At 69.6% G+C, this 385-nt stretch carries 1 pseudogene; it reads right to left on the bottom strand.

What is annotated here, in order from left to right:
* Positions 1 to 385 (bottom strand): annotated as a pseudogene (locus P1J78_RS25230) (transposase); the annotation flags it as partial.

Genomic DNA, 385 nt, shown 5'->3' with positions numbered 1-385 from the left:
GAACGCCTGCACCCGCTCGTCGATCTCCTCGCACAGCCGCGAGACCTGGCTCTTGGACGTGCCCGTCAGCCCCATGGCACGGACCAGATCGTCGACGGCGCGGGTGGAGACCCCGTGGATGTAGGCTTCCTGGATGACACCCATCAGCGCCTTCTCGGCCGTCCGGCGCGGCTCCAGGAAGGTCGGGAAGGTGCCGCAGGCACGCCCTTGCGCAGCTTGGGGATGTTCAAGCCGATCGTGCCCGCACGCGTATCCCACTGCCGCGGCCGGTAGCCGTTCCGCTGGTTCTCCCGGTCTGGGCTGCGCTCGCCATGCCCGGCGCCGCACACGGCGGCCACCTCGATGTCCATCAGCCGTTGCGCCGCGTCCTGGATCAGATCGCGCA

It is taken from the genome of Psychromarinibacter sediminicola (assembly GCF_029168335.1).
GTDB classification, from domain to species: Bacteria; Pseudomonadota; Alphaproteobacteria; order Rhodobacterales; family Rhodobacteraceae; genus Psychromarinibacter; species Psychromarinibacter sediminicola.
This window is presented reverse-complemented; position numbering and strand designations above follow the sequence as displayed.